The sequence below is a fragment of the Serratia sp. (in: enterobacteria) genome (assembly GCF_046715635.1).
Classification (GTDB): domain Bacteria; phylum Pseudomonadota; class Gammaproteobacteria; order Enterobacterales; family Enterobacteriaceae; genus Chania.
Genome location: NZ_JBKJYW010000016.1, coordinates 1 through 8,779, shown reverse-complemented (window position 1 = coordinate 8,779; position 8,779 = coordinate 1). Strand labels below are relative to the sequence as shown.

At 56.8% G+C, this 8,779-nt stretch carries 5 protein-coding genes and 2 pseudogenes; 1 reads left to right on the top strand and 6 read right to left on the bottom strand.

Annotation, left to right across the window (positions count from 1 at the left end; genetic code table 11):
* Together ACLQ7H_RS00740 and rlmD are read right to left on the bottom strand one after the other, a co-directional pair.
* A partial coding sequence (locus ACLQ7H_RS00740; protein ID WP_411751016.1) for an HD domain-containing protein occupies positions 1 to 516 on the bottom strand: 516 nt, incomplete at its 3' end.
* 9 nt (positions 517 to 525) lie between these two features.
* Positions 526 to 1,475 (bottom strand): annotated as a pseudogene (rlmD, locus tag ACLQ7H_RS00735) (23S rRNA (uracil(1939)-C(5))-methyltransferase RlmD).
* A gap of 67 nt (positions 1,476 to 1,542) precedes the next feature.
* Here rlmD and barA point away from each other — a divergent pair.
* Positions 1,543 to 4,275: a two-component sensor histidine kinase BarA gene (gene barA, locus ACLQ7H_RS00730; protein WP_411751015.1), complete on the top strand. Its 2,733-nt coding sequence runs from the start codon at positions 1,543 to 1,545 to the stop codon at positions 4,273 to 4,275.
* 202 nt (positions 4,276 to 4,477) lie between these two features.
* Here the strand turns inward: barA and garR are convergent, their stop codons facing one another.
* The 4 genes and pseudogenes from garR to ACLQ7H_RS00710 all read right to left on the bottom strand — a co-directional run.
* Positions 4,478 to 5,362, bottom strand: coding sequence for a 2-hydroxy-3-oxopropionate reductase (gene garR / locus ACLQ7H_RS00725; protein WP_411751014.1), 885 nt, complete (start codon positions 5,360 to 5,362; stop codon positions 4,478 to 4,480).
* 10 nt (positions 5,363 to 5,372) lie between these two features.
* Complete coding sequence (garL, locus tag ACLQ7H_RS00720; RefSeq protein ID WP_411751013.1) at positions 5,373 to 6,146, bottom strand: 2-dehydro-3-deoxyglucarate aldolase; 774 nt, start codon at positions 6,144 to 6,146, stop codon at positions 5,373 to 5,375.
* Positions 6,147 to 6,159: 13 nt separating this feature from the next.
* Complete coding sequence (gene gudD / locus ACLQ7H_RS00715) at positions 6,160 to 7,491, bottom strand: glucarate dehydratase (protein ID WP_411751012.1); 1,332 nt, start codon at positions 7,489 to 7,491, stop codon at positions 6,160 to 6,162.
* Between the two features lie 48 nt (positions 7,492 to 7,539).
* Positions 7,540 to 8,727 (bottom strand): annotated as a pseudogene (locus ACLQ7H_RS00710) (MFS transporter); the annotation flags it as partial.
* Between the last annotated feature and the right edge of the window lie 52 nt (positions 8,728 to 8,779).

Here is an 8,779-nt window from a genome sequence, read left to right as displayed (position 1 = left end):
CACGCGTTCGTCTTCCGGCGCATCCTTCACTTCACGCAGGTGGGCGATGCGCTCTGCCAGCTTGATCACTACGCAGCGGAAATCTTCCACCATCGCCAGCAGCATGCGGCGCACGTTATCGACCTGCTCGGAGCCCATCGAGTCGTTGTGAGTGGCTTTCAGTTGGCGGATGGCGTCCATATCGCGCACGCCATGTACCAGAGAGGTAATGCCGGAACCGAACTCTTCGGTAAGGGTGGCTTCGGGGACGATTGCCGCGTCCACCAGCGGGAACAGCAGCGCCGCGCGCATACTGTCGTTATCCATGCTGAGGGTCGAGAGGATCTCCACCATTTCCAGGCCACGCCATAGCAGTAACGGCGCGTCGGGATGGTCTTTCGTCTGCTGTTCACAGTAACGCCAGGTTGCGGCTAATCGCTCACCTGACTGCGGGTTGGGAAGCCCCAGGCTGGCAATCCAGTCATCAAGCGCGAATTCACCCGCCGTATTCAGGTGTGCAGTTCTTACCGCGACCATAACTTCTCCCTACTTTTTCCGCGACCCGTGGATAAACAGCGCCATGGATTCAAGATGCCCCGTGTGCGGGAACATATCCAACATCCGCACACGCGCAAGACGATAACCGGCGTCCAGCAACACTTTGCTGTCGCGTGCCAACGTCGTGGGGTTACAGGATATATACACCACGCGCTCTGGCGCCAGTTTTACAATATGTGATATCACCCCAGCCGCGCCTGCGCGGGCTGGATCCAGCATCACCTTATCAAATCCCTGTGCTGCCCATGGTTGTCGCGCAACGTCATCTTCCAGATTTTCATGGAAAAAGGAGACATTACTGAGCCTATTCCTACGGGCATTATATTGCCCATTCGCTACCAGCGTGGCAACACCTTCAATCCCAACCACCGCTTTGGCCCGCTTGGCCAGCGGCAGGGTAAAGTTGCCCATGCCACAAAACAGATCCAATATGCGATCATTGGGCTCAATCTCGAGCCATTCAAGGGCCTGAGCCACCATTTGCTGATTTATCGCATCATTAACCTGAATAAAGTCACGCGGATTAAAGTCTAAGCGTAGCCCGTCAACCTGATAATACGGCGCTTCACCGCACAGTTTTTCCAGCCGAACGCTGTCTGGTGCCAAATAAACGGCAGTCGCGTTTTGCTGGGCAAACTGCTGCAATGCCTGACGATCGCCCTGCTTGAGCGCCTCCAAAAGTGTGGGCATCGCGGCTCTACACGTTGTATGCTGCAATTCAATAGTTGCCTGAGCTTGGCTTTGGCGAACTGCCGTTTGTCCTGCGTCAGTTGAATTTCGGCCTGTTCACCCGGTAAAGCTCCGGGGACAAATACCGCTTTGCCTTCATGGCGCGCCACTCCCTGGCCAAATGGATCGAGGTCCGTTACCGTCACCGTGAATATTTGTGAAGCTTGCCGGGTCGTCACGCGGCGTTTCGGAGAGTAGAATTGCACCATAATTATCAATTGTGTGTTGGTTAATTCAGCTTAAGATTAGCCTCCAATTCTCCCACATTGGAATCCCATGACCAAATACAGCTTGCGCGCGCGCATGATGATCCTGATCCTGGCACCGACTTTATTGATCGGTCTGCTGCTCAGCACCTTCTTTGTAGTGCACCGCTACAACGAGCTGCAGGAGCAATTGGTCGATGCCGGTGCCAGCATCATCGAACCTCTGGCCGTCGCCAGCGAATATGGCATGACCTTCCGCAGCCGCGAGTCGGTCCGGCAACTGGTCAGCCTGCTGCATCGCCGCCATTCGGATATCGTCCGGGCGATCACCGTGTTTGACGCGCAGAACAACCTGTTTGTCACCTCCAACTATCATCACAACTATACCCAGCTGCAGTTGCCCAAAGGTGTGCCGATGCCCACCGATATGATGCTGACCCGGCGCGGCGATTCCCTGATCCTGCGCACGCCAATCCTGTCGGAGTCGCAGTTCCCGGACGAGAACGCCGGCGAGGAGACACATCCCGACAGCAATCTCGGCTATGTGGCGATCGAGCTGGATCTGCAATCGGTACGCTTGCAGCAATATAAAGAGGTGTTCGTTTCTACCCTGTTGCTGCTGCTGTGCATGTGTATTGCCATTCTGTTTGCCTACCGCCTGATGCGTGACGTCACCGGCCCGATCCGCAATATGGTCAACACCGTTGACCGTATCCGCCGCGGCCAGTTGGATAGCCGGGTGGAAGGCTTTATGCTCGGCGAACTGCAAATGCTGAAAAACGGCATCAACTCGATGGCGATGTCGCTGACCGCCTATCACGAGGAGATGCAACAGAACATCGATCAGGCCACCTCCGATCTGCGTGAAACGCTGGAGCAAATGGAGATCCAGAACGTGGAGCTGGATCTGGCGAAGAAGCGCGCGCAGGAAGCCGCCCGTATCAAATCCGAATTCCTCGCCAATATGTCCCATGAGCTGCGTACCCCGCTCAATGGGGTGATCGGCTTTACCCGCCAGACGCTGAAAACCAACCTGAGCGCCACCCAGACTGATTATCTGCAAACTATCGAACGCTCGGCCAACAACCTGCTGACCATCATCAACGACGTGCTGGACTTCTCCAAGCTGGAGGCTGGCAAGCTGATCCTGGAACACATTCCGTTCTCGCTGCGTGAAACGCTCGATGAGGTGCTGGTATTGCTGGCCCCTAGCGCACACGACAAAGGGCTGGAGCTGACCTTGGATGTGCAAAACGATGTGCCAGAGCAGGTGATCGGCGACTCACTGCGGCTACAGCAGGTGATCACCAATCTGCTCGGCAATGCGGTGAAGTTCACCGAAACCGGCAATATTGATATCCGTGTCGAGCTACGTAATCAGTTGGAACGCCAGGTGGAGCTGGAAGTGCAGATCCACGATACCGGCATCGGCATTTCTGAACGCCAGCAATCGCAGCTGTTCCAGGCCTTCCGCCAGGCAGATGCCAGCATTTCCCGCCGCCACGGCGGTACCGGGCTGGGCCTGGTGATCACCCAGAAGCTGGTGAAAGAGATGGGGGGCGATATCAACTTCCACAGCCAGCTCAATCGTGGCTCGACCTTCTGGTTCCACATCACTATCGATCTCAACGAAGGTATGTTGTCGCTGCCCCCTAGCCTGCCGGATCTGCGCGGTAAGACGCTGGCCTATATCGAAGCCAACCCAACGGCGGCCCAGGCCACGCTGAATATGTTGAGCGCCACCCATTTGGTGGTAACCCATTCGCCAACCCTGGGGCAATTGCCGAAAAATCATTACGACTTCCTGCTGGCGGGCGTACCGATCCCTTACCGGGATGGCATCAGCCAGCATAGGGACAAGCTGCTGGAGTCGCTGAGACTTGCCGATCGGGTGATCCTGGCGGTGCCTAGCCAGTCGCAGATCGATGCCGAAAAAATGAAGAAGCTGGGCGCTATCGGCTGCCTGACCAAACCGATCAGCAGTAATCGCCTGTATCCGTTACTGCGTTTGGAGGCTCCGCTGCGCCTGAATGCGCCAGCGGTACATAAACGCTTACCGCTGACGGTGATGGCGGTAGATGATAACCCGGCCAACCTGAAGCTGATCGGCGCCTTGCTGGCCGAACAGGTAGAAAAAACGCTGCTGTGCGAAAGCGGTGAGGAGGCCATCGTACTGGCGCGGGATAACGTGCTGGATATGATCCTGATGGATATTCAGATGCCCAACATTGACGGCATCCGCGCCAGTGAGCTGATCCGCCAGATGCCGCATCACAACTCCACGCCGATCGTCGCGGTTACCGCCCATGCGGTGAGCGGTGAGCGCGAACACCTGTTGCAGGCCGGCATGGATGACTATCTGGCCAAGCCGATTGACGAAGCCATGCTGACACGGGTGCTCTCCCGTTATCACACCCTCGAGCTTGAACCAGAGCCAGCCCAACCGCGTAGCCCGGCCGAACCACCGTTATCGCTGGATTGGCCATTGGCATTACGCCAGGCTGCCAATAAGGAAGATCTGGCGCGCGATCTGTTGCAGATGCTGGTCGAGTTCCTGCCGCAGGTCAGCGATCGGGTAAAAGCCGTGCTGGAAGGGGAAGAGGACGACACCATTCTCGATCTGATCCACAAGCTGCACGGCAGTTGCAGCTACAGCGGCGTTCCGCGCCTTAAGCAACTGTGTTTCTATCTTGAGCAACAACTACGCCAAGGCGCAAGCAACGTTGATTTAGAACCGGAATGGCTGGAGCTGTTGGATGAGATTGAGCTGGTGGAGACGGAAGCGAAGTTCCAGTTGGGATAAGCTTGTTGCCCCTCACCCTAACCCTCTCCCACAGGGAGAGGGGACCGATCGAGTTAGCCTGAAAATTCGGTGATGTACTTTAAATCGAGTTTGCTGAGATAACCCCTTTATTTGCAAAAGAGCAGGGGCTAACAGCTCCCTCTCCCTACGGGAGAGGGTTGGGGTGAGGGGTATCACCTTGACTAACCAGCACTCACTGCCCTTATCGGGTAACTTCTGCCTTGGCCAACTTTTCGTAATAACACGCCAGTGCGCTGTGATCGGCATTGCCCAGCCCGTCAGCGCGCAGTGCCTGCATCATTTCCATCACCGCTGCGGTCAGTGGTAACTGTGCCCCCACGCCATGGGAGGTATCCAGCGCGTTGGCCAGATCCTTGATGTGCAAGTCAATGCGGAAACCCGGTTTGAAATTACGATCCATCACCATCGGAGCCTTGGCTTCTAGCACCGTGCTACCCGCCAACCCACCGCGGATCGCCTGGAATACCAAATCTGGATTAACCCCAGCCTTGGTCGCCAGCACCAGCGCCTCGGACATGGCAGCAATATTCAGCGCCACAATCACCTGGTTCGCCAGCTTGGTGACGTTGCCAGCGCCAATGTCGCCGGTATGCACCACCGAACCGGCCATGGTTTTCATCACTTCAAAACAGCGATCAAACACCTCTTTATCACCCCCCACCATCACCGACAATGTGGCATCTATCGCCTTAGGCTCACCGCCGCTCACCGGTGCATCGAGCATGGCAATCTGTTTGGCAGCCAAAGCTGCGCTGATTTCACGGCTTGCCAGTGGGGCAATAGAACTCATGTCGATCAGCACGGTTCCCGCTTTGGCTCCCTCAATCAGGCCATTTTCTCCCAATGCCACTTCCCGCACCTGCGGTGAGTTAGGCAACATGGTGATCACGATATCGCTCAGTGCAGCCACCGCCTTTGGCGTGGCAGCAACATCGGCACCCAATGCGGCCAGTTCGGCCACCGCTGCAGCATTGCGATCCATCACTACCAGTGAATAACCCGCTTGCAGCAGGTTTTTGCTCATGGGTTTACCCATGATCCCCAAGCCAATAAAGCCAATTTTCATGCTGTTCTCCTTATTTAACACCCTGCTTAAACCGATCGCACAAGGCCTGCGTGGCCGTGCGGAATACGCCAAGATCGCTGCCGACGGCCACGAACCTGGCTCCCCATTCCAGATAACGGCGGGCATCAGCCTCAGCCGGTGCCAAGATGCCGCTGGCTTTTCCGTGCGCGCTGACCCGCTCGAAAATATGACGGATCACCGCCTGTACCTCCGGGTGATTAGGCTGGCCGAGATAGCCGAGCGCGGCGGAAAGATCGCCTGGCCCGACAAAAATACCGTCGACGCCCTCTATGCCAGCTATCGCATCCAGGTTATCGACCCCCTGTTGGCTTTCGATCTGCACCAGAACCGCAATCTGCTCGTTGATCTGGGCGAAATAGTCTGGGATAGTGCCGTAGCCGTTGCTGCGGTGCGAAACGGAGACTCCACGGATCCCCGCAGGGGGATAACGCGTCGACGCTACCGCCTGCTGTGCCTGCTCGGCACTTTCCACAAACGGGATCAGAAAGTTGTAGAAACCGATATCCAGCAAACGCTTGATAATCACCGGTTCGTTGCAGGGCGGGCGTACCACTGCGGCGCTAGGGCTGCCCTTCAAGGCCATCAGTTGCGGCACAAAAGTGCCAACGTCATTCGGCGCATGCTCGCCATCCAGCACCAACCAGTCGAAACCGGCCAGCCCCAGGACTTCGGTGGAAATCGGGTTAGCGAGGGCAGACCAGCAGCCGATCAGGGTTTCCCCCGCCAGTAGCGACTGGCGAAAAGGGTTATGGCAACTCTTCATGATTTATCCTCTACTAGCGCACCAGACACGGGCGTTTGTTATCAAAGATCCAGCCAGGGATCAGGTACTGCATACCCTGCGCATCGTCGCGTGCCCCAAGCCCGTGTTTCTGGTAAAGCTCATGGCCCTGCATCAACCGATCCCGATCCAGCTCGATCCCCAACCCTGGCCGTTGTGGAACCTGCACGCGGCCACCGACAATCTGCAGCGGTTCCCGTGTCAGCCGCTGGTTACCCTCCTGCCAGATCCAATGGGTGTCGATCGCCGCAATGTTGCCCGGTGCCGCTGCGGCCACATGGGTAAACATCGCCAACGAGATATCGAAGTGGTTATTGGAGTGTGAACCCCAGGTCAGGCCGAATTCGTGACACATCTGGGCGACGCGCACCGAGCCCTGCATGGTCCAGAAATGAGGATCCGCCAACGGGATATCTACCGACTGCAACTGCAAGGTGTGCCCCATCTGCCGCCAATCCGTGGCGATCATATTGGTCGCGGTAGGTAGGCCGGTGGCACGACGGAACTCAGCCATCACTTCTCGCCCAGAAAAGCCCTGCTCGGCACCGCAAGGATCTTCGGCATAGGCCAGCACGTTACGCAGCTGTTTGCCGAGTGCGATCGCTTCTTTCAGCGACCAGGCACCGTTGGGATCGAGCGTGATGCGCGCCTGAGGGAAGCGCTGCGCCAATGCCGTGACGGCCTCAGCCTCTTCACCGCCCGCCAATACGCCGCCCTTTAGTTTGAAATCGTTGAAGCCATACTTATCAAAAGCCGCTTCCGCCAGCCGCACAATGCTTTGCGGCGTCAGCGCTTCTTCATGACGCAGGCGATACCAGTCGCAGGCCTCATCCGGCTGGCTTTGGTAAGGCAGCGGCGTTTTGTTGCGATCGCCGACATAAAACAGATAACCGAGCATTTCCACCGAGTCACGCTGCTGCCCATCCCCTAACAGGGCCGCTACCGGCACATCAAGGAACTGCCCCAGCAGATCCAGCATCGCCGCTTCAATGCCGGTCACGACGTGGATAGTGGTACGCAAATCGAAAGTCTGTAGGCCACGCCCACTGGCATCCCGATCGGCAAAGCTTTCGCGCACCCGGTTCATCACGTTCTTGTATTCCCCCAGGGTTTTGCCGACCACCAGGGACTGAGCCTCTTCCAGGGTCTGGCGAATTTTCTCACCCCCAGGGATCTCCCCTAGCCCGGTGTTACCGGCGTTATCCTGCAAGATCACGATATTACGGGTGAAAAATGGGGCGTGAGCGCCGCTGAGATTGAGCAGCATGCTGTCGTATCCGGCCACCGGTACAACCTGCATGGCGGTAATTTTTGGTGCTGTAGTCATAGAGATGTCCTCAAAATTGTGGGTTCAATTGCCAAACTCGCCGCCGTGTCATTGCCTGCTGACCTTAGCCATCGGTTTCAGCTCGATACGCTTGATATCCCCCACGATGAACAGGTAGCTGGCTACCGCCAACAGAGCATGGATCCCGACGTAGACCAGCGCGCCGTTAAACGATCCGGTGGTACCAATGATGTAGCCGATGGCGATCGGCGTGACGATGCCGGAGATGTTGCCGAACATATTGAACAGGCCACCGCTCAGGCCGCTGATCTCTTTGGGGGCGGTATCGGCCATCACTGCCCAACCCAACGCGCCCAGCCCCTTGCCGAAGAACGCTGCGGCCATGATACCCACCACCATCCACTCGGTTTCGACGTAGTTGCAGAAGATCATCGACATCGACAACAGCATGCCCAGCACGATCGGCGTTTTACGGGCGAAGGTCAGTGACTGGGTACGGCGCATCAGGTAATCGGAAATCACGCCGCCGAGCACTCCGCCGACAAAACCGCAAATGGCTGGCACCGAAGCGACAAAGCCAGCCTTGAGGATCGACATGCCCCGTGCCTGCACCAGATACACCGGGAACCAGGTGATAAAGAAATAGGTCAGCGCGTTGATGCAGTACTGGCCGATATAGACGCCAATCATCATGCGTGATTGCAGTAGTTGCTTGATCTGGAACCACTTCTCGCCTTTGATCTTGACCTGCGCAGCCTGCTTCTGATCCATATTGATCAAGGCACCGCCAGCTTCGATATAGTCCAGTTCCGCCTGGTTGATGCTGGGGTGATCTTTGGGATTGTGCAGCACCTTAAGCCAGACAAAGCTCAGGATGATGCCCAGCCCGCCCATAAAGAAGAATACGTGAGACCAGCCAACGGCATGGGTCAGCCAGCCCATGATCGGCGCGAAGATCACCGTGGCAAAGTATTGGGCCGAGTTGAAGATCGATACCGCCGTGCCTCGTTCATGGGCAGGGAACCAGGCGGCGACAATCCGGCTGTTACCGGGGAATGACGGGGCTTCTGCCAGGCCAACCAGGAAACGCAGCGCAAACAGCGCTATCACGATGCCAAAACCGCTGAAGAGATCGACGAAACCTTGCAGCAAGGTAAATAGCGACCAGATGAAGATGCTCCAGAAATAAACCCGTTTAGAGCCGAAGCGATCCAGTAACCAGCCTCCAGGGATCTGGCCAATCACATAAGCCCAGGAAAACGCCGAAAAGATATATATCCGTGATCAATGAAGATGCTTGATTTTCCATCCGATGGAGATCATGCTC